13 protein-coding genes are annotated in these 20,682 nt (G+C 74.2%); 10 read left to right on the top strand and 3 right to left on the bottom strand.

The annotated features are described in order from the left end of the window. Positions 1-68: 68 nt before the first annotated feature. Positions 69-1,694 carry a serine/threonine-protein kinase gene (locus IAG42_RS21530; protein ID WP_188338597.1) on the bottom strand — a complete coding sequence of 542 codons (1,626 nt, stop codon included), beginning with the start codon at positions 1,692-1,694 and terminating at the stop codon, positions 69-71. Between the two features lie 384 nt (positions 1,695-2,078). Between IAG42_RS21530 and IAG42_RS21525 the strand changes: the two genes are divergently transcribed. The 4 genes from IAG42_RS21525 to IAG42_RS21510 all read left to right on the top strand — a co-directional run bounded on the left by IAG42_RS21525 (position 2,079) and on the right by IAG42_RS21510 (position 9,302). Continuing rightward, positions 2,079-5,240, top strand: coding sequence for an FHA domain-containing protein (locus IAG42_RS21525; RefSeq protein WP_188338596.1), 3,162 nt, complete (start codon positions 2,079-2,081; stop codon positions 5,238-5,240). Between the two features lie 451 nt (positions 5,241-5,691). After that, positions 5,692-7,065 (top strand): ABC transporter substrate-binding protein, encoded by a 1,374-nt coding sequence (locus tag IAG42_RS21520; RefSeq protein WP_188338595.1) that lies wholly within the window; start codon positions 5,692-5,694, stop codon positions 7,063-7,065. Between the two features lie 9 nt (positions 7,066-7,074). Beyond that, positions 7,075-8,430 (top strand): carbohydrate ABC transporter permease, encoded by a 1,356-nt coding sequence (locus IAG42_RS21515; RefSeq protein WP_188338594.1) that lies wholly within the window; start codon positions 7,075-7,077, stop codon positions 8,428-8,430. Further along, the gene (locus tag IAG42_RS21510) at positions 8,427-9,302 is read left to right on the top strand and encodes a carbohydrate ABC transporter permease (protein WP_188338593.1); all 876 of its coding nucleotides are present in this window, start codon (positions 8,427-8,429) and stop codon (positions 9,300-9,302) included. The genes IAG42_RS21515 and IAG42_RS21510 overlap by 4 nt, the downstream gene beginning before the upstream one ends. Positions 9,303-9,352: 50 nt before the next feature. Here the strand turns inward: IAG42_RS21510 and IAG42_RS21505 are convergent, their stop codons facing one another. Further along, the gene (locus IAG42_RS21505; protein ID WP_188338592.1) at positions 9,353-11,440 is read right to left on the bottom strand and encodes a CDP-glycerol:glycerophosphate glycerophosphotransferase; all 2,088 of its coding nucleotides are present in this window, start codon (positions 11,438-11,440) and stop codon (positions 9,353-9,355) included. A 111-nt stretch (positions 11,441-11,551) separates the two neighbouring features. On the opposite strand from IAG42_RS21505, the gene IAG42_RS21500 reads away from it, so the two are divergent. Together IAG42_RS21500 and IAG42_RS21495 are read left to right on the top strand one after the other, a co-directional pair. Next, complete coding sequence (locus IAG42_RS21500) at positions 11,552-15,016, top strand: CDP-glycerol glycerophosphotransferase family protein (RefSeq protein WP_188338591.1); 3,465 nt, start codon at positions 11,552-11,554, stop codon at positions 15,014-15,016. Next, positions 15,013-16,539, top strand: coding sequence for a hypothetical protein (locus IAG42_RS21495; protein WP_188338590.1), 1,527 nt, complete (start codon positions 15,013-15,015; stop codon positions 16,537-16,539). The genes IAG42_RS21500 and IAG42_RS21495 overlap by 4 nt, the downstream gene beginning before the upstream one ends. A gap of 9 nt (positions 16,540-16,548) precedes the next feature. Here the strand turns inward: IAG42_RS21495 and IAG42_RS21490 are convergent, their stop codons facing one another. Further along, positions 16,549-16,962 (bottom strand): organic hydroperoxide resistance protein, encoded by a 414-nt coding sequence (locus tag IAG42_RS21490; RefSeq protein WP_188338589.1) that lies wholly within the window; start codon positions 16,960-16,962, stop codon positions 16,549-16,551. A gap of 163 nt (positions 16,963-17,125) precedes the next feature. Between IAG42_RS21490 and IAG42_RS21485 the strand changes: the two genes are divergently transcribed. From IAG42_RS21485 to IAG42_RS21470, 4 genes are all read left to right on the top strand, one after another. Beyond that, complete coding sequence (locus tag IAG42_RS21485) at positions 17,126-17,578, top strand: MarR family winged helix-turn-helix transcriptional regulator (protein ID WP_188338588.1); 453 nt, start codon at positions 17,126-17,128, stop codon at positions 17,576-17,578. Between the two features lie 98 nt (positions 17,579-17,676). Continuing rightward, on the top strand, positions 17,677-19,290 hold the full coding sequence (locus IAG42_RS21480; protein WP_223206105.1) for a glycosyltransferase family 2 protein: 1,614 nt from the start codon (positions 17,677-17,679) through the stop codon (positions 19,288-19,290). 17 nt (positions 19,291-19,307) lie between these two features. Next, positions 19,308-20,270 (top strand): ADP-ribosylglycohydrolase family protein, encoded by a 963-nt coding sequence (locus IAG42_RS21475; RefSeq protein ID WP_188338587.1) that lies wholly within the window; start codon positions 19,308-19,310, stop codon positions 20,268-20,270. Next, positions 20,263-20,673 carry a cytidine/deoxycytidylate deaminase family protein gene (locus tag IAG42_RS21470; protein WP_188338586.1) on the top strand — a complete coding sequence of 137 codons (411 nt, stop codon included), beginning with the start codon at positions 20,263-20,265 and terminating at the stop codon, positions 20,671-20,673. The genes IAG42_RS21475 and IAG42_RS21470 overlap by 8 nt, the downstream gene beginning before the upstream one ends. The last annotated feature ends 9 nt before the right edge of the window (positions 20,674-20,682 follow it).

Below are 20,682 nucleotides of genomic sequence, written 5' to 3'. Positions count from 1 at the left end.
CCCGCTGGATGTCGACAAATCTCCAACATCGTCGCCCCGGCGGGGTCTCGGCGGGGGTCCGGGGCGGCTCAGGCGCCGCCCGAACCGCCGCTGGAGCCGAGGTCACCGATCCAGCCGGTGACCGTCGAGAACCAGTCGGACAGCTGGGCCCAGTAGCCCTTGCCGGTGCCGATCCAGTCCTGGAGCGGGGTGAACTCCCACACCAGCCAGCTCACGACGAAGAGCATGACGACCATGAACAGGCAGCCCTTGAGGCAGCCGAGGCCGGGGATCTTCATCGGGTTGGCGCTGCGCTGACGCGGCTCGCGCGGCGGCCGCGCCTGCTGGGGCGGCGGCTGCGGCGGCGCGTACTGCTGCTGCTGCGGGGCCTGGGGCGCGTACCGCTGCGGCTGCTGCTGGGGCTGCGCCTGGGGCGCGTACTGCTGCTGCGGCCTGCGCGGCTCCTGCTGCGGGCGGGCCACCTGGCGCTGGGGACGGCGGCGGCGCAGCGGGTCCTGGTCGGGGTCGATGTACTGCTGGACCTGCGTCTGCTCGTTGCGGTCGCGGGCCGCGCGCAGCTGGTTGCCCCACGCGTCCGGCATCGCCTGCTGCTGCGGCGGGTCCTGCGGGACCGGCGGCAGGACGGCCGTCGGGTCGGCGGCGCCGCCGGGCTGCTGCTGCATGACGCTCGTCGCCGCGTTCGGGTCGTACGCTGCGGCGTTCGCCGGGTTGGTCGCCGCCGCGTTGCTCGGCAGGACCTGGGTGGGGTCGGCGGCGCCCGGGGCGTCGGGGACCTGGGCCGGGCGCGGGTCCGGGGCGAGGAGGGCGCCGACGCCCTCGGCGGCGGCGATCTGCGCGCTGTTCGCGTGCACGCCGATGCCCTCGGCGACCGCGCGCAGGCCGCGCGCCAGGTTCTCGGCGCTGGGCCGCTCGTCCGGGTTCTTGCGCAGGCAGCGCTCGATGACCGTCCACAGCGGGTCGGGGACCGTCGAGGGGCGGCGTGGCTCGGAGCTGAGGTGCTGGTGGAGCACTTCGAGGGCGCTGCCGCCGGCGAAGGGCGGGCGGCCGGTGACGAGCTCGTAGAGCAGGATGCCGGCGCCGTAGACGTCGACGGCGCTGGTCTGCGGGCGGCCCTCGGCGGACTCCGGGGCGACGTACGCGGGCGTGCCGACGAACTCGTGGGTGCGGGTCAGGCCCGGGGAGTCGGCGAGGCGGGCGATGCCGAAGTCGGTCAGCATCGGGTGCATGCCGGCGTCGTCCTGCTTGAGCAGCACGTTCGCGGGCTTCAGGTCGCGGTGCACGACGCCGTCGGCGTGGCTAGCGGCGAGCGCGTCGGCGATCTGCGCGGTCAGCAGGGAGGCGGCGACCGGGGAGAACGGTCCGTTCTCCCGCAGGTAGCGGTGCAGGTCCGGGCCGTCGACCAGGTCCATGACGAGGGCGAGCAGCTCGCCCTCGACGACCAGGTCGCGGGTGCGGACGATGTTCGGGTGCGTGAGGCGGAGCAGGACGGAGCGTTCGCGCAGGAAGCGCATCACCACGTCCGCGTCGTTCGCCAGCTCCTCCTTGAGGACCTTGATGGCGACGGTCTCACCGGGCTGGCCGGCGACGGCCGCCTCGGCGCCCGCGGTCTCGCGCTGGCGGGCTCGCCAGACGGTGCCCGTGGCGCCGCGTCCGAGCGGCTCCTCGAGCAGGTACTTGCTGCCTACCGGCCGCACGTCATGCGCTCCCTGCATCGGTGTCTGCTTGGTCTGCCGGTGCTTCTGCCCGGTCCCAGATGTTCCGACCCACTGTAGTGGCGCCGTACGGAGTACCGACTGTCGATCTTCGGCCTCCTGGCCGGGTTCCGCCCCCGGCCTCGACAAACTTCCGTTCGACAGGAAGACGCGTGCCCGGGTCCGCCGGTTGCCGCCAGGGAACTTTTACGGGCAGACGCGACCAATCAAGATCACTTACGGGTGGGCGGCGGGCGTGTTGTCGGTGGCAAGTGCGAGGATGCCTCACAGCACTGGCTGACGTGCCCGTAGCGGTGGGGGATCTGCGGTGGGGGACCGCGGGCTGTCCCGTCGCGGGCGCCCGCGCAGAAGGGACCGCAGACGGCGATGCAGATCCGGCTTTCCGTCGTAGACCCCCTGGGCACGCGCCCGGACGCGGCCCCTGGCGGGGGCCGCGCGGCCACCGGTGCCGACGTCCTGGTGACGGCCCCCGCGGGCACCGCGCTCGCCGCCGTCGCCTCCGGCCTCGTCGCGGCCGTCGCGGGCGGCGACGCCCCCTCCTCCGTCCTGTACGCGGGCACCGAGCGGCTCGACCCGCAGCGCTGCCTGCTCGGCGAGCCCCCGCTGACCGACGGCGCGGTGCTCTCCCTCGGCGTCCCGGCCGACCCCGGCCCCGAGCCGGACGCGGCCGACGCCCAGCTCCACGTCATCGCGGGGCCCGACGCGGGCGGCGTCCACCTGCTGCACGGCGGCCAGATCCGCGTCGGCCGCTCCGCCGACGCCGACGTGCCGCTCGACGACCCCGACGTCTCCCGGCTGCACTGCGCCGTGACCCTCACGGAGGACGGCCGCGTCACCGTCGCCGACCTGGGCTCGACCAACGGGACGCGGGTCGACGGCCGCCCCGTCGGCGAGCGCCCGGTACGGCTCGCCCCCGGCGCCCTGCTGCGGCTCGGCGAGTCCGCGCTGCGCGTCGCCGTCGCCGGGGACGCCGCCCGGCCCGCACCCCTGCGCACCGCGCCCGACGGCGAGGGCCACATCCGGGTGACCCCGCCGGACGCGTCCGCCCAGGACCCCGCCGGCTCCTCCCCCGACGCCTCGACCGGACACGCCTACGGGGACACCTCCCTCGGCACGCCGGACGCCGGCCCCGAGCCGGGCGTCGACCGGGCGCCCGTCGTGCCCGGGCAGGGCGGGGCGCCCGACGCCGAGCGCACGCCCACAGGCACCCCTCCGCGCGGGACCCCGGTGCCGCGCGGCCCGCGCAAGCGCGGCGGGCTCGGCCGGCTGCTGCGGCGCAGCGCCGGGCGCGACGAGGAGGACCAGCACCACGAGATCCACGAGCCGCACGTCCTGCGCACCCCGCAGTTCCCCGGCTCCCCGGACTCCCCCGGCACCCACGCCGCCCTCACCGGAATCGTGCCCGCACCCCGCTCCGAGTCCCCCGGCCCGGCCGGCGCGGGCCGCACCTGGCCCGACGCCGCCGCCCTGCTCCTGACCGCGCTGGGCCCGGGCCCCCGGCTCTGGGAGCGCGGCCCGGGACACCCCGAGGCGCTGGCCGTGCGGCTCGGCACCGTGGACCGCACGGGTCCGGACGGCGCGGCCGTGCTGCCCGCCGTGCCGGTCACCGTCGGGCTCGCCGAGGCCGGGGCGCTCGGCCTCGCCGGACCGCGGGCCCGCCTCGCCGGGCTCGCCCGCTGCGCGCTGGCCCAGCTCGCGGCGCTGCACGCGCCCGACCGCCTGGAGATCGTCCTCATCAGCACCGACCGGGCCCGGCCCGTCGAGCAGCGGCTCGCCGAGTGGTCCTGGCTGGGCTGGCTGCCGCACGTGCGCCCGGCGCACGGCCAGGACTGCCGGCTCCTCCTCGCCTACGACCGCGAGCAGGCGGCCGCGCGCACGGGCGAGCTGCTGCGCCGCCTCGACGACCACGCGGCCGGATTCCGTCCGGGCCGCGCCCCGGACGCCCCGGGCCGGCCCGGTGACGGGGACGGGGACGGTGTCGCGGTCTCCACCGTCGTCGTGGTCGACGGCGACCCCGGCGCGGCCGATCTGCGCGAGGCGACCGTACGGCTCGCCGCCGAGGGGGCCGCCGCCGGGATCCACGTCCTGTGTCTCGCCGAGGCCCCGGCCGCCTCCCCGGCCTCCCCCGCCGAGGCCACGTACGAGGCGGCCTGCGCGCAGAGCCCGGCGTTCCGCGCGTGCGGGGCCGTCGCCCTGCTCAGCGGTGACGTGGCGACGGCGCTGCGGCTGCACCGGGCCGCGCACGGCGCCCTGGTCGGGCACGGCACCGTCGCGACGGTCGACGCGGTGTCGCTGCCCTGGGCCGAGCGGTTCGCCCGCGCGCTCGCCCCGCTGCGCACCGACGCGGCCCTCGCGCCCGGCGCCGGTCAGCCGCGGGTGTCCGCGCCGCTGCCGCGCACGGCCCGCCTCCTGGACGAACTGGGCCTGGCCCGCGCCACGCCCGCCTCCCTCATGGCGCGCTGGGCCGCCGCCGCGGACGATCAGGACGCGCTCGGCGGGCGGGTGTGGACGGTGCTCGGCGCCGGTCCGCGCGGACCCGTCGGCGTCGACCTCGCCGCCGAAGGGCCTCATCTGCTGATCGAGGGGCCCGTGGGCAGCGGCCGCACCGAGCTGCTGCGCTCGGTGGCCGCGTCGCTGGCCGCCGCCGAGCGGCCCGACCGGCTCGGCATCGTGCTCATCGACGGGCGCAGCGACGGGCAGGGCGGCGGCGGGGCGGAGCGCGCGGAGGGGCTGCGGGTCTGCACGGATCTGCCGCACGTCACGACGCACCTCGCGGTCAACGACCCGGTGCGGATGCGGGAGTTCGCCCAGTCGCTGTCCACCGAGCTGAAGCGGCGGGCCGAGCTGACGGGGCGTACGCAGTTCGGCGAGTGGCACCTGCAGCGGGCCGTGTCCGGGCGGATGGTCGCCCAGCGGCCGGCTCCGGCGGGGCCCTCCGGGGGCGGCGCCGGGGACCTGGAGGCGCCGCCGAGTTCGACCCTGCGGCTGCGGCCGGGCGCGGCCCGGGAGAAGAAGCCGGTGGGCGCGTCGCCGCTGCCCCGGCTCGTCGTGGTCGTCGACGACCTGGACGCGCTGCTCGCGCCGCCGCTCGGTTCGCCGGGGCGGCCCGCGGCGGGGTCCGTCGTACGGGCCCTGGAGGCGGTGGCGCGGGACGGGGAGCGGCTCGGGGTGCATCTCGTCGCGGCGTACGCCTCCGGCGGGGGGCCGGAGTGGGGGGCCTCGCCCGTCGTGCGGCTCGACGTTCCGCTCGGCGGGGCGGAGGATCCGGCGCCGGGGCGGGGTGTGCTGCGGGCGCTCGACGGGCGGGAGACGGAGTTCCAGGCCGGGCGGGTCACCGGGCGGATCCCGCGTACCGCCACGCAGCGGCCCACGGTGGTCGCCCTCGACTGGGCCCGCATGGGGGATCCGCCGGACCGGCGTCCCGTACGGGAGTTGGGGAACGGGCCTACGGATCTGGCGTTGCTCGCCAGTGCGTTGGAGCGGGCCGCGCGTTCCGTATCCGCGACGGAGGTTCCGTCCCTTCTGTAGGGGGCGGTTCCGGTGGCCCGTGTGTCTGCGGCCCGGTGGGGGCTGGTCGCGCCCCGCGGCGGAGCCGCTGATGTCACAGCCCCGCGCCCCTGAAGGCATGCGCTGCGCGCAGCCTTCCCCTTCATCGGGGGCCGGCCCATCGGGGAAATGCGGCGCGCAGCGCCTGCATTTCAGGGGCGCGGGGAACTGCGCGACCAGCCCCCACCGGGCGGCACCCGGACGACGGCCTCACGAGGCACTCACCCAGGGGCGCGGGGAACTGCGCGAGAAGCCTCACCGGCCCGCAGGTGAGTGCGGGGATCACGGAGGGGTCACGATCCGCTCCGGCAGGAGAGCCGCGGCCTTGCCCCGTGCTGGTTCACGGGCGTAGACCGGTGCGGGCGGGACAGTAGTCAAAGCAGCGTTCAGCGTTCGGAGTTCACCAACCAGAACCAGCTGGAACGGGGCAGTGATGCGCAGCACTCTCAGGAAACGCACGCTTCGTACGGCCGCCGTGGCCCTCGCCACGGGGGCGCTCACCCTCTCACTGGCCTCCTGCGGAGGCGACGACGGCGGAGAGAGAGACACCGGCGGAGGAGGCGGAGGCGGCAAGAAGGCCTCCGTGTCGCTGCCGAAGCTGGACGGGCAGACCCTCGAGGTCGCGGCCGTCTGGACGGGGCCCGAGCAGAAGAACTTCACCAAGGTGCTCGACGAGTTCGAGAAGCGGACCGGCGCGACGGTGAACTTCGTGCCGACGGGCAACAACACCTCCACCTTCCTCGGTACCAAGATCGAGGGCGGCAAGCCGCCGGACGTCGCGTTCCTGCCGCAGGTCGGCGTCCTGCACCAGTTCGCCGACAAGGGCTGGCTGAAGCCGCTGGGCCCGGAGGCGCAGGCGCAGCTCGACAAGAACTTCAGCAAGGGGTGGAAGGACCTCGGCGCCTGGAAGGGCAAGCAGTACGGCGCTTACGTGAAGGCGGCCAACAAGTCGCTGGTCTGGTACAACACACAGGCCTTCGAGGATGCCGGGATCACCGATACGCCCAAGACCTGGGACGACTTCGTCAAGACGGCGCGGACCCTGTCGGACGCCGGTACACCTCCGGTGTCCGTGGGCGGCGGCGACGGCTGGGTGCTGACCGACTGGTTCGAGAACGTCTATCTGTCGCAGGCCGGCCCGGAGAAGTACGACCAGCTGGCCCAGCACAAGATCAAGTGGACCGACCCCTCGGTGAAGAAGGCCCTGGAGACGCTGGCCGAGCTGTGGGGGAACGACCAGCTGGTCGCGGGCGGCGCGAAGAAGGCGCTGCAGACGGACTTCCCGAAGTCCGTGGTGCAGACGTTCTCCGGCGACACTCCGGCCGGCATGGTCTACGAAGGCGACTTCGCCGCGGCGAACATCAACGCGGACACGAAGGCGAAGGTCGGCACGGACGCGAAGGTGTTCCCGTTCCCGGCGGTCGGCACCGACTCCCCCGTGGTCAGCGGCGGCGACGTCGCGGTGGCGCTGAAGGACGGCAAGGGCGCGCAGGCGCTGCTCACCTTCCTCGCCTCCACGGACGCGGCCGAGATCTGGGCGGCTCAGGGCGGTGTCATCTCCCCCAACAAGGAGATGGACCAGGGCAGTTACAAGGACGAGGTGACCCGGGGCATCGCCAAGGCGCTGCTCGCGGCCGGTGACAACTTCCGCTTCGACATGTCCGACCAGGCCCCGGCGGCGTTCGGCGGCACGCAGGGCGTCGGCGAGTGGAAGGACCTCCAGGACTTCCTGCGGAACCCGAAGGACGTGGCCGGCGCGCAGCGGAAGCTGGAGGCGGACGCGGCCAAGGCCTACGGAAAGGGCTGACGCCTCGTCATGGCGGCGGCCCAGGGCGTCACCGCGGCGGCCCCTGCCCGCAAGCAGGGGCCGCGCGCGAACGGCAAGAGCGTGACGCGCACGCGATGGTGGGTGGCGGGGCTGTTCCTGCTGCCCGCCCTCGTGCTGCTCGGCGCGCTCGTGGTCTACCCGATCGGGTACTCGGTGTGGCGCAGCCTCTTCGACACGGGCGGCGACACCTTCGTAGGGCTGGACAACTACGGCGACATCTTCCGCGACGACCGCACCCTGAAGGCGGTGCGGAACACGGCGATCTGGGTGGCGGTCGCGCCCGCCCTGGTCACCGCGCTCGGCCTGGTCTTCGCGGTGCTGACCGAACGGGTGCGCTGGGGCACGGCGTTCAAGCTGGTCGTCTTCATGCCGATGGCGATCTCGATGCTGGCGGCGGGCATCATCTTCCGGCTCGTCTACGAGCAGGACCCGGACCAGGGCGTGGCGAACGCGGTGGTGACGTCGGTGCACGACACCTTCGCGAGCGCGTCCCAGTACCCGGGCGCGCATCCGGCGGCCGGCGGCGATCTGAGGAAGTCGGGGGGCGGTTCCTTCACGACGGACGCCACCGTGTCGGCGGGCACCCCCGCGCTGCTGCCGCTGGTCGGTGTCCCGCCGAACAAGGTGCCCGGCGACCCGGGCCCGGCGAAGGCGGCGAACGCCGAGCCGGGGAAGGTCACCGGCACGGTGTGGCTGGACTTCAAGCTGGGCGGCGGCGGCACGAAGGGCGAGGTCGACGCGGGCGAGAAGGCGCTGACCGGGGTGAAGGTGGAGGCGGTCAGGGGCGGCGAGGTCGTCGCGTCGGCCACCTCGGGCGCGGACGGCACCTTCACCCTGCCGGCGTCCGCGGAGGGCGCGGCGCTCCGGCTGCCGGGCTCGAACTTCACGGAGCCGTACAACGGGATCGACTGGCTGGGCCCGGCCCTGGTCACTCCGGCGATCATCGCCTCGTACATCTGGATGTGGGCGGGCTTCGCGATGGTGCTGATCGCGGCGGGGCTCGCGAGCGTGGATCGCAATCTGCTGGAGGCGGCGCGCGTCGACGGGGCGAACGAGTGGCAGGTGTTCCGGCGGGTGACGGTGCCGCTGCTCGCGCCGGTCCTGGTGGTCGTGCTGGTGACGCTGATGATCAACGTGATGAAGGTCTTCGACCTCGTCTACATCATCGCGCCGCAGGCCAGCCAGGACGACGCCAACGTCCTGGCGCTCCAGCTGTACCTGGCCTCGTTCGGGGGCGGCGGCGACTACGGCGTCGGCAGCGCGATCGGTGTGCTGCTCCTGCTGCTCGTGGTCCCGGTGATGATCGTCAATCTGCGCAGGCTGCGGAAGGAGCGACAGCGGTGAGCGCGATCGGGACGACACGGAAGCCCGGCGCCGCGAAGCGGATCGCGGGCGCGGTCAGCGGCGGGGCCCTGAGGATCTTCCTGCTGGTCGTGGGCCTGTTCTGGCTGGTCCCGGCGTTCGGTCTGCTGGTGTCCTCGTTCCGGGAGCCGACCGACATCGCCACGTCGGGCTGGTGGAAGGTCTTCACGGCGCCGGCCCAGCTCACCACGAAGAGCTACGAGCAGCTGCTGGAGAACGACGACATCACCGGTGCGCTGCTCAACACCGTCTGGATCACGGTGCCTTCGACACTGCTGGTGATCGTGATCGGGGCGATGGCCGGGTACGCGTTCGCCTGCATGGACTTCAAGGGGCGCGACACCTGGTTCATGGTCGTGGTGGCGCTCCTTGTGGTGCCGGTGCAGATCGCGCTGATCCCGCTGTCCCGGCTCTTCCGCGACCTCGGCATCTTCGGGGACGTGATCGGCGTGGTGCTGTTCCACGTCGGGTTCGGGCTGCCGTTCGCGATCTTCCTGCTGCGGAACTTCTTCGCGGAGATCCCGCGCGAGCTGATCGAGGCGGCGCGGCTCGACGGGGCGGGCGAGGCGCGGCTCTTCCTGCGGGTGGTGATGCCGCTGGCGACACCGGCGATCGCCTCGCTGGGCATCTTCCAGTTCCTGTGGGTGTGGAACGACATGCTGGTGGCGCTGATCTTCTCGGACTCGCAGTCGCAGCCGCTGACGGTGGCGCTGCAGCAGCAGGTGCGGCAGTTCGGGTCGAACATCGAGATCCTGGCGCCGGGCGCGTTCCTGTCGATGGTGGTGCCGCTGGCGGTGTTCTTCGCGTTCCAGCGGCAGTTCGTCTCCGGGGTCATGGCGGGGGCGGTCAAGTAGCGGCGCGGGCCCGGGCGTTCACTGCGGCGCCCGGGCCCCGCGCGGCGAGCTCACTCCCCGAGGAACAGCTTCCGTACGACCCGCTCGGCCGCGTGGCCGTCGTCGTAGGGGCAGAACCGCTCGCGGAACGCGGTGCGCAGCTCCGTCGTGGCCTCGGTGTCCCAGCCGCCGTCGCGCAGCAGCGCGGTGAGTTCCTCCTCGGTGGTGGCGACGGCGCCGGGGGTGTCGCCGGGCCGGCCGGACAGGAGGTCGAAGTAGGTGCCGCGGGCCATCCGGTAGGCGTCCCAGTCGGGGGCGTAGGTGACGACGGGGCGGTCCAGGCAGGCGTAGTCGAACATGAGGGACGAGTAGTCGGTGACGAGGGCGTCGGAGGCGAGGCAGAGGTCCTCGACGCGGTCGTGGGCGGTGACGTCGCGCAGCCGGGGGTGGCTGTCGGCGAGGCCCGCGTCGGCGCCGTAGAAGTAGTGGGCGCGGACCAGGACGACGGTGTCGTCGCCGAGGGCGTCGGCGAAGCGGGCGAGGTCGAGGCGGGGCAGGAAGCCCTTCTGGTAGTCGCGGTGGGTGGGGGCGTAGAGGACGGCGCGCTGTCCGTCGGCGATGTCCAGCTCGCGGCGGATGCGGCGGATCTCCTCCGCGCCGGTGGTGAAGTAGACGTCGTTGCGCGGGTATCCGGCCTCCAGCGGGGCGTAGGCGTCGGAGGGGTAGACGCGTTCCCAGACCTCGGTGGAGTGCGGGTTCGCGGAGAGGCTGTAGTCCCACTGGTCGGTGTGGTCGAGGACCTTGGAGAAGCTGATGCCGTGGGTGCCGGCCGGGTAGCGGCGCTGGTCGAGGCCCATCTTCTTGAGCGGGGTGCCGTGGTGGGTCTGGAGGTAGACCTGGCCGGCGCGCTTGGTGAAGCCGCCGGGGAACGAGGAGTTGTTGACGAGGTACTTCGCGGTGGCCATCACCTGCCAGTAGCGCCGTGAGCCCTCGATGACGTACGGCACGCCCTGGGGCACCTTGTCGACGTGCTTGCTGGAGACGACGAAGACGCCCTCGATGTGCGGGGCGAGCTCGCGGGCCTTGGCGTGGACGGCGGCCGGGTTGCAGCTGACGCCGCGGTTCCAGTAGGCGCCGTAGACGGCGAGCTCGGGGTCGAGGCGGGCGGTGCGCAGGTCGGCGTGGTAGGCGGCCTTCATGAGGCGGGAGCGCAGCTTCTTCTTCTGCCGCTTGAGGCGCGCGCGGAGGGCGTTGCGCCGCTCCTCGCTCTTCTCCGCCTTCTGGTACGCGGCCCAGGACCCGTCGGCGAGCGCCTGCTCGCGGGGCCCGTCCGGGGTGTGTCCGGCGGGCCGGTGCGCGCGGTGCAGCTCGGCGGCGAGCCGGAAGAGTCCGGGCCGGTCGGCGGGGGTGAGGCGGTCCTGGTCGTCGAGGACGGCGAGGACGCGGGCGACGGCGTACGGGAAGAGGCGGGCGCCGCCGGGGCCGGCGAGGAGTTCTCCGTAGCGTTCGACGACGGCGAAGTGCCGCTCGCCCGGGGTGTGGGCGAGACCCCCGGCGCGGCGGCGGCGCCAGCGGACGCAGGCGCGGGGCAGCCGGGTGAGGGTGTCGGCCTCCAGGACGGCGCGGTGGGCGGGGACGACGTCCTCGTAGGGGCCCTGGGGGGTGAAGGCGAGGCCGCGGGCGGTCCAGAAGTCGCGGCGGACGGCCCGGTTCCAGGCGGCGGGGGTGAGGGCGAGCGGGTCGCCGTCCGCCAGGTCGTCGCCGCTGGCGCGGACGGTGTCCCACCAGTCGGTGCGGTCGTGGTCGTGGAGCAGCACGTCGGGGTCGCCGGCCTCGGTGAGGGCGGTGTCGATCGCGGCGAGGGCGCCGGGAAGGAGCAGGTCGTCGGCGTCGAGGAAGAGGAGATAGGTGCCGCCGGCGGCCGCGACCCCGGCGTTGCGGGCGGCGCCGACGCCGCTGTGCTCGGGGAGGGTGACGACCCGGACGCGCGCGTCCCGCCCTGCGTACTCCGCGGCGATCGCGCCGCAGGCGTCCGGTGAGGCGTCGTCGACGACGATCAGCTCCCAGTCGGTGAAAGGCTGCGCGAGCACGGAGTCCAGGCTCTCGCGGAGGTAGCCCTGGACACGGAAGGCGGGAACAATAACGGAGAATCGGGACATAACACCAGACGTTAGGCCCTGCACGCCAGGGAGGCCGCAACGGGTGATCCCGGCTCACCCGCACGGCCCAACTTAGGCAAAAAATGGCGCGATACCGGGCACATCGGTCCAATGCCCCACACGCCTCGCCTCCCCCGCCTCAGCGTCGTCGTCCCGGTCTACAACGTCGAGGACGATCTGGCCGACTGCCTGGCGTCGATCGCCGCACAGACTGTCCAGGATCTGGAGGTCGTGCTCGTCGACGACGGCTCCACCGACGGCAGCGCCGCCCTCGCCCGCGCCTTCGCGGCCAAGGACCCCCGCTTCCGCTACGTCCGGCAGGACAACGCCGGACTGAGCGCCGCCCGCAACACCGGCGTGCGCTACTCCGATCCGCACGTCCCGTACCTGACCTTCGTGGACAGCGACGACGTCGTGCCGCACGACGCGTACGAGCGCATGATCGCCAGCCTGGAGCGCACCGGCTCCGACTTCGCGACCGGCAACGTGTGGCGGCTCACCGAGCGCGGCCGGAGCCAGGCCTGGCAGTACAAGTGGCTCACCCGGCGCCGCGAGCGCACCCACATCACCCGCGACCCCCAGCTCCTGTCCGACCGTGTCGCCTGGAACAAGGTCTTCCGGCGCTCCTTCTGGGACCGCCACGCCTTCACCTTCCCCGAGGGCAAGCTGTACGAGGACACCCCGGTGATGATCCCCGCGCACTTCCTGGCCGAGCAGGTCGACGTGCTCGCCGACCACGTCTACTACTGGCGGGTCCGCGAGGGGTCCATCACCCGGCGCCGCACCGACGTGAAGGGCGTACGGGACCGGATCGCGGCCTGCGACCACGTCAGCCGCTTCCTCGCCGACCGCTTCCCCGACCGGCCCGAGCTCAAGCGCACCTACGACGCGTCCTGCCTGCGCGACGACTTCGTGTACTTCCTCGACGGCCTGCCGATGGGCGGGCCCGCCTACCGGCAGGCGTTCCTCGACGACACCGCCGCGTTCCTGCGCCGGGCCGACCCCGACATCGCCGACGGGCTCCCCCTGCACCTGCGCGTGAAGTGGCATCTGGTGCGCGAGCGGCGCCTGGACGACCTGCTCCGGCTGCTCTCCTTCGAGCGGCGCAACGGCACCGCCTGCCACGTCCAGGGCACCCTGCGCCGTACCGCCGCCTACCCGGGCCTGCCCCGGCTGCCCGAGGTGCTCACCCGCGTCGGCAAGGACGAACTGCCCGTCGTGGCCCGCGTCCACGAGACGGCCTGGGGCCCCGACGGCAAGCTCCGGATCAGCGGCTACGCGTACGTGAAGAACCTCCCCGCCGAGCGGCCCGCCCAGTCCGTGAAGACCGGGCTGCTGCGCGCCGAGGGCAGCCGCCGTCAGGTCCGCCGGGTCCCCACCCGCAGCGTCAGCGACCCGCTCGCCACCGTCAACTCCCGCCAGGAGCTGCACAGTTACGACCAGTCCGGGTTCACGATGACGATCGACCCGGACAAGCTGAAGATCCGCGGCCGGCACCGGCCCGGCACCTGGCAGCTCGGCGTCCTGCTCGCCGGGCACGGTCTGGTGCGGCGGGCCGCGCTGCGCGCCCTGGACGGCGCGGCGCAGCAGCACCTGGTGCGCGACCTCGGCGACGGCACCCGGCTCGTCGTCGCGCACGCCAAGGGCCGGCTCGCCCTGAAGATCGTCGCGCCCACCGCGCTCGCCGACGACCACCACGCGAACGGCGGCGACCTCGTCCTCGCGGGCCGGCTGCACGGCGGGGCCGAGCCGCGCTCCCTGCGCCTGACCCACAAGCACTCGGGCACCGAGTTCAGCTACCCGGTGACCTGCGCGGGCGGCCGCTTCCTGGTCCGGGTGACGCTCGCCGACCTCGCGGGCGTGCCCGAACCGGAGCACCGGGCGCCCAAGGAGGTCGAGCCGCCGCACGGCGACCGCTGGCAGGTCAACCTCGTCCTGCCCGACGGCTCGGCCCGCTCCGTCGCCGCCGCCCTCGACCTGCCGCCGGGCCGCTACGCGGCGGGCGGCCGCGAGGTCTGCGCCACCGCCAACGACCAGGGCCAGCTGGTGATCGAGCTGACCCGGCAGCCCATCGCCGACACCGCCGGCTGGGCCTCCGACGGCACCCTCGTCGTCACCGGCACCGCCTGCGAACGCTCCTGGCGCGCCCCCGAGTTCGTGCTGCGGCACAGCTCCACCACCGAGGAGGTCACCGCGCCCGTGGCGCGCGGCGGCGACCGCTTCCGCGCGGTCCTCGCGCCCGAGCGGCTGTGGGAGGGACGCTGGTACGCGTTCCTGCGCGAGGCCGACGACCGGCACGGGGACGGTATGCCCGTACGGGTGCTGGCCTCGGTCGGGGCGGCCCTGCCCGAGCACCGGCCGCGCTCCGCACGGGAGTTCGCCGTCGACCGGCGCTTCGGCGACCGGCTGCTGATCGAGGCGGGCCCGTCCCTCGCCCCCGGCGACCGCGGCGCCTACCGGCGCCACCGGCTGCGCACCGAGTTCTACCCGGCCCAGCGCCGCCTCCCGCTGCGCGAGGCCGTCCTCTACGTCGACGGGGACTCGCCGCGCGCCGTGCACGCCGAGCTGGTGCGCCGCGGCACCGAGGTCGAGCACCTGTGGGTGACCCGCGACGGCCGCACCCGGGTCCCGGCGGCGGCGCGCGGCGTCGAGGAGTTCTCCGCCGACTGGTACGCGGCGCTCGCCCGCTGCCGCCGCATCGTCACCGCGCACCAGCTGCCGGACTTCTTCGAGCGCCGGGCCGGCCAGACCGTCGTACAGACCTGGGACGGCGCCCCGCTCAAGCGCATCGGCACCGACCTGACCGGCTCCCTGTACGCCGACCACGACCAGTTGGCGCTGCTGCCGGTGCTGTCCCGCCAGTGGGACGTCCTGGTCGCGCCCTCCCGCTGGTCGACCCCGCACCTGACGCGGGCGCTCGCCTACGACGGGGAGGTCCTGCCCGCCGGATCGCCGCGCAACGACCTGCTGTTCACCACCCCGGACGACCGGGCCAAGCGGGTCGAGCTGCTGCGCCGCGAGCTCGGCATCGACGCCGGCAAGAAGATCGTCCTGTACGCGCCCACGTACCGGGACCACCTCACGCACTCCCCCGGCCGCTTCCGGCACGACCCGGCGTTCGACTTCGCGGCCGCCGAGCGGGCGCTGGCCGCCGACCACGTGCTGCTGGTGCGCAAGCACCCGAGCGCCACGGGCCGGCTGCGCGGGGCCCGCGCGCCGTTCGTCCGCGACGTCACCGATCTGCCCAGCGCGGGCGAACTCCTGCTCCTGGCCGACGTCCTCGTCACCGACTACTCGTCGCTGGCCTTCGACTTCGCGCACACCGGGCGCCCGATCCTGTTCCACACGTACGACCTGGAGCACTACCGGGACACGGTGCGCGGCTTCTACGTCGACCTGGAGAAGCACGCGCCGGGCCCGCTGCTGCCGACCACGACGAGCGTGATCGCCGCGCTGCGCGACCTCGACCGGGTCGCGGCCCGGCACGCCAAGGCGTACGCCGCGTTCCGGGACGCCTACTGCGACCTGGACGACGGCGGGGCCGCCGCCCGCGTCGCCGATCGGCTCCTGCGGTGACGGCACCGGTCTCCACCGCCACGCTCGCCCGGCGGGCGCTGCGCGGGGCCACGGCCCTGCGCGGCGGCCGCGCCTGGCGCCCCACCCCGTTCTTCGTCCTCGGCGGGCTGTTCTGGCTGGTCATGACGCTGGCGTACTGGCGGGTGCCGATGTGCTGCGACTTCGGGCAGCACGCGGCCGTCGTCGAACGCCTCAAGACGCATCTCCTCCACCCCCGCCACCCGATGGCCGACCTGCCCGGCGCGGGCAGCCCCTACTACTCCCCGTACGCGGTGGCCCAGGGCGTCTTCGCGCGTGTCACGGGCCTGGCGGGCTGGGAGGTGGTGAAACTGGCGGGCCCGTTCAACCTGCTGGTTCTCCTGACCGGCCTGAACGCGTTCGTCCGTGCCCTGACGCCACGTCAGTGGGCCCCGGTTCTGGCCCTGCTGTTCATGACCCTGCTGTGGGGCACCCGTACGGCCTGGTGGAGCGGCTATCTGGGCCTGCTCTCGATGACCGGGAACCTCGGCTACCCGTCGACGTTCGCGATCGGCCTGACGTTCTGGGCGTGGGCGTGGGCGCTGCGGCTCCGTGGCGGGGGCCGGCGGTGGGGGGAGTACGCGGCGTTCGGTGTCCTGTCGGCCACGATCCTGCTGACCCACCCGATCACGGCGGTGGCCGCGCTGATCGGTGTGGTTTCGGTGATCGGCGTACCGGCGGTCAGGCACCTCAAGGGCTGGACGGCGGCGCTGGTCGCCGGCGCTGCCGTCACCCTGGCCTGGCCCTACTACAGCGTGGCCTCCCTCGCGGGGAACACCACCCTGGACGGGATCCACGCCCAGCTCTACACGGAGATGCCCGCGCGCTTCTGGCTGGCCTTCCTGGGGCTCCCGGCCCTGTACGCCAGGTTCCGCCGCGACCCGCGCGATCCTCTGGCTCTCATGTTCGCGCTGGACGTCCTCGTCATCGCGTACGGCTGGCTGACCGGCCACTACACGTACGGCCGGATCCTGGGCCTGTCCCTGGTCCCGCTCCAGTTCTCGCTCGCCGTCGCCCTGGCGGCGCCCCGGCCGTGGGCGCCCGCGCGCAAGGCCTTGGGGCTGGTCGCGGCGGGCGGCGCGCTCCTCGGTTTCCTGTGCGTGCAGGCCGGCGCCGTCGTCCCGCGCTATTTCGCGCAGCCGCCGGACTGGCCCACGTACACCTGGGCGGCGCAGCACATCCCGCCCGGCGACGTGGTCCTCACCGACGCCTACATGCCGACCCGTTCACTGCCGGGCTACGGGCCGAACCTCGTCGCGCCGGCCTGGCCGGACCCCGCGCTCGACGAGGGGGAGCGGCAGCGCCGGCTCGCGGCCGTACGGGCCTACCTGGCGCCGGAGTCGACGCGCGCGGACCGCACGGCCATCGCCCGCCGCTACGACGTGCACTGGCTGCTGCTCGGCAAGGACCAGCGGCTGCCGCAGGAGGCGGTCGTGGTGGCGTGGAGCCCCCGCACCGGCGAGGTGCTCGCCCGCGTCAACGGGGGCTCGCCCCGCACCCGTTGAGCGACCGGGTCACTCGATGACGAGGTCGACGTCGATGTTCCCCCGCGTGGCGTTCGAGTACGGGCACACCTGGTGTGCCATCTCGACCAGCTTGCGGCCGGTCGCGGCGTCGACCGTGTCGGGCAGCTCGACGCGGAGCACGACGGAGAGACCGAAGCCCTCGCCCTGCTTGCCGATGGAGACCTCGGCGGTGACGGCGGCGTCCGCCACGTCCGCCTTCGCCTGGCGGCCGACGAGTCCGAGCGCGCTGCCGAAACAGGCCGCGTAACCGGCGGCGAACAGCTGCTCCGGGTTCGAGCCCTGGCCGTTGCCGCCCATCGCCGCCGGGATGCCGAGCTGGAGGTCGATCACGCCGTCGGAGGAGACGGCGCGGCCGTCCCGGCCGTGGGTGGCGGTGGCGACGGCGGTGTAGAGGGCGTCCATGGGATGCCTGCCTCTCGGGTTTCGGAAGTCTCGGACCCGGCGGTTCCGGGGTCTCGGAAGGTCTCGGTGGTGCGGGATCCAGTAGAGCACGCAATTCAATGATGCACAACTAGATTGTGCACAACTAAATGGCGCGACGAGTCATCTCGCTTACCCTGAGGGCATGACCACCACCGACCCCCTGGACCCGCTGAGGCTCGACCTGCAGATCTGCTTCGCCCTGAACGCGGCGTCCCGCGCCTTCGGCGGCGTCTACCGCACCCTGCTCAAGGATCTGGACCTCACCTACCCCCAGTACCTGGTCATGCTCGTGCTGTGGGAGGACGGCGAGATGCCGGTCAAGCGGCTCGGCGAGCGCCTGCGGCTCGACTCCGGCACGCTCTCCCCGCTGCTCAAGCGGCTGGAGGCGAACGGGCTCGTGCGCCGGGAGCGCAGCACGCAGGACGAGCGTTCGGTGATCGTCGCGCTCACCGAGGCGGGCGGGGCGCTGCGGGAGCGGGCGGAGCGGGTGCCACTGCGGATCGCGGAGGCGACCGGTTTCGAGCTGGCGGAGATCGAGGACCTGCGCCGCCGCCTGCTGCGGCTCACGGACGCGCTGGACACGGCCGCGCTCTGAGCCCGGCCGCCCCGAACTGACGCACTCCGCTCGGAAACCGCCTGAACCGGTGTCCGAGTTAGCGCGGTTTTGACATAAACCGCCCTAAAATTCCCGGTGTGGATCCGACCACCGCACCTCCGCCGGCCGAGCCCGGCGTCACGATCATCGTGATCGGCTACGACGACGCCGCCCATGTCGCCGCCGCGACCCGCTCCGCACTCGACCAGGGCCCCGCCGTCACCGAGGTGATCGCGGTGGACGACGCCTCCACCGACGACAGCGGCCGGCTCCTCGGCGAGCTCGCCGCGCGCGATCCCCGACTGCACGTCGTGCGCCGCAGCACGAACAGCGGCGGCTGCGGCACCCCGCGCAACGACGGGCTGGCCCGCGCCGCCGCCCCGTACGTGATGTTCCTCGACAGCGACGACGTACTGCCGCCCGGCGCGGCGGCCGCCCTGCTCGACGCCGCCCGCCGGCACGAGGCCGACCTCGTCTCGGGGCTCTGCGTGCGCCGCGAACTGCCCTCCGGGCAGGAGACGCCCTGGCTGCCCGAGCTGTACGCGCGCCCGGGCGTGCTCACCGACCCCGGCCAGCGCCCCGGCCTGGTCCGCGACACCCTCTGCGTCAACAAGCTCTACCGCACCGAGTTCCTGCGCGAGCACGGCATCCGGTTCCCCGACGGGCGCTGCCTCTACGAGGACTTCGTCTTCACCGCCCGCGTCCTCGCCGCCCGCCCGCGCACCGCCCTGATCCCCGACACCGTCTACGTGTGGCAGGTGCGCCGCGCCGCGGACCGGCTCTCCCTCTCCCTCGACCGCACCGGGATCGACAACTGGCAGGCCCGGCTCGACGCCCACCGCGAGGCCGTCGACATCCTGCTCTCCGCCGGGCTGCCGAAGCTCGCACGGGCCGCGCGGGCGCACTTCATCGACCACTCCCTGCGGATGTACGCGCGCGAACTGGAGCTGCGCGGCGCCGAGTACCGCGCCGAGTGGTGGCGGCGCACCCGCGCCCACCTGCAGACCTTCGACACCGCCGACCTGGAGGCCGCGCCCTCGCCCGGCCGCATGATCGGGCGCGTCATCCTCGCCTCGCCCGCCCCGCGCGACCTGCCCCGCCTCAAGGAGGTCGCCGCCCGGCCGGCCCGGCTGCGCCCGCCGTACGCGCGGACCGCCGACGGCACCCCGGTCTGGTCCGCCGACCTGCCCGAGGTCGCGCTGACCCATCTCCTCGAGCGTCCCGCGCACCTGCTGCCCCTCGCCGTCGACGGCGAGCTGCGCCCCGGGCGCCGCGGCACCCGCCTTCGCCTCCTCCTGCACGACCTGTACGGGCGGATGGCCGACGCGAAGCCCCGCGCGGTGGACGTCACCCTGCTCGACCGGCAGCGCGGCACCGCCGCCCAGCACCGCACGGCGGAGCTCGTCCCGAACGCGGCCGGGAACCTGTGGACCGCCGAGACCCGCCTCGACCTCTCCGCGCTCTCCCGCTCCGGCACCTGGGACATCCAGCTGCGCGTCCACTTCGCCGACGGCACCCACCGCGACGCCACCGCCCACGCCTCCACCGGCCCCGGCCTCCTGCGCCGCACCGCCCTCCCCAGCCGCCGCCACGGCGTCCTCCTCGCCCAGCCCTACGCCACCCACTCCGGCGCCCTCGCCCTGCGCACGGCCCCCGGCGTGCGCGGAGCCCTCACGGTGGCCCGCCGCCGCCTCCGCCGCCTCCTGCGCTGACCCGTAGGCTCGGCGCCATGCCCCCGCCCTCCACTCCCCTGGACCGCGCGATCGGCTCCGTCGTCGGCTCGGCCGTCGGCGACGCGCTGGGCGCCCCCTTCGAGTTCGGCCCCGAAGGCGCCTTCTCGGCCCGCTTCCCGCCCGGCGCCCCCGACGCCGACGAGATGCGCGGGGGCGGCGGCTGGGACCCGGGCGAGGCCACGGACGACACGCAGATGGCGGTCCTGGTGGGCCAATCACTCCTCGAACACGGCGAGTTGAACGACCCGGACGTATTCACCCGCTTCCAGCACTGGGCATCCGCCGACCCCAAGGACATCGGCCTGCAGACCGAGGACGTGCTCACCAACGGACTGCCCTGGGACCGCGCCGCCGCGCACCACTTCCGGATCACCGGCCGCGGCGCGGGCAACGGTGCGCTGATGCGGGCGGCGACCTCCGCCGTGCACTTCGCCCCGCTCGGCACAGCCGCCACGATGGACGCCGCCCGCCGCCTGTCGGCCCTCACCCACGGCGACCCGGCGGCCTGGGAAGGCACGGCTCTCCTCCACGAACTGATCCGCGTCGCCCTGACCGGCGCGGACCCCCTGAACGCGATCCCGGGCGCCCTCGCGCACGTCCCCGCCGCCCACCGCGCCCGCTACGCCACCGTCCTCGCCCCCGACTGGCACCCGGACCTGGCCACCGAGTTCAACGGCGCGGTGTGGCCCTGCCTCGGCTCTTCCGTCTGGGCGCTGCGGACGACCGCCTCGTACGAGTCCGCCCTGCGCGCCGCGATCGACCTCGGCGGCGACACGGACACGGTGGCCGCGGTGACCGGGGCCCTGGCCGGCGCGGTGTACGGCGCCGGCGCGATCCCGCCCCGCTGGACGACCCGCCTCCACGTCCCCCTCCCCGGCTCGGCCACCCCCGCCCTCCGCCTCCCCGAACTGACCGCCCTGGCAAGCCGCCTGACGAAAGCCGAGCCGCACCATGACTGAACTCTCCGCCCCGGACCGCGAACTGGTCGCCGCCGCCGAGGAGATCGCCGCCACCCGCTGCCGGGGTGACAACCACACCATGGCCGCTGCCGCCCGCGCCCGGGACGGCCGGATCATCACCGCCGTGAACGCCTACCACTTCACCGGCGGCCCCTGCGCCGAACTCGTCGCCGTCGGCACGGCCGCCGCCCAGGGCGCGTACGACCTGACCACGATGGTCGCCGTCGGCGACCGCGACCGGGGCGTGGTCCCGCCGTGCGGACGCTGCCGACAGGTCCTCCTCGACTACTTCCCCACCCTGAGCGTCATCGTCGGCAACGGCCCGTCCCGCCGCGCACTCCCGATCACCGACCTGCTCCCGGAGACGTACGTGTGGGCGGACCACCAGCTCGACGAGGCCTGAACCACCCGC

This window comes from Streptomyces xanthii (genome assembly GCF_014621695.1).
Taxonomy (GTDB): Bacteria; Actinomycetota; Actinomycetes; order Streptomycetales; family Streptomycetaceae; genus Streptomyces; species Streptomyces xanthii.
The sequence above is the reverse complement of the archived record's forward strand: the minus strand, read 5'-3'. Positions and strand labels throughout refer to the sequence as shown.